The organism is Achromobacter sp. Marseille-Q0513 (assembly GCF_018195695.1).
Lineage (GTDB): Bacteria > Pseudomonadota > Gammaproteobacteria > Burkholderiales > Burkholderiaceae_B > Achromobacter.
This window is the reverse complement of the sequence record NZ_JAGTJY010000454.1, coordinates 1-584: the sequence shown is the minus strand read 5'-3', so window position 1 is coordinate 584 and position 584 is coordinate 1. Positions and strand designations below refer to the sequence as shown.

Below are 584 nucleotides of genomic sequence, written 5' to 3'. Positions count from 1 at the left end.
GCCTGGCCCGCGCTCACCGCGCCCGTGACCGCCGCGTCGCGGCCCGCCGTCAGGGCCACCGCGCCGGCGCCCTGCGCGCGGCCCTCAACCGCCACATCGCGACCGGCGGCCACGCGCACATCGCGCGCCGCCTGCATCGTGCCGCTGGGCGTGATCTTGACGTCGCCCGCCGCGCTCACTTCCAGATTGCCCGTCAAGGCGACCAGGTTGCCGCCCACGTTCACGCCCACGCCAGCCTCGGTGCCGACCAAGCGGATGCTATTGGCATACATGCCGCCCAGCGCCGCCGTGTCCAGCGCCACCGTCGGCGCCGGGCCTTCGCCCTGGCCCGCCGATACCGCGCCCGTCGCGTAGTCGACCTTGGCCGCGCCGGCCGTCACGTGCAGCTGGTCGGCCCAGATGCCCGCGTTGATCTCCAGCGTGCGCGCCATCAGGTCCACGCGGCTCAGGTTCGCGCCGTTCAGGCCCGCGCCCTCCACGCGCAGCTTGCCGCCCGCCACATCAAAGCCGATGCCGCCGTCCGGCCCCACCATGGGCTTGCCGGTCGTGAGCGTGGCGCGGTCCGCGTTCAAAAAGCCGCAGCC

At 74.5% G+C, this 584-nt stretch carries 1 protein-coding gene; it reads right to left on the bottom strand.

What is annotated here, in order from left to right:
- A partial coding sequence (locus KDH83_RS31225) for a hypothetical protein (protein WP_212322987.1) occupies window positions 1-584 on the bottom strand: 584 nt, incomplete at both ends.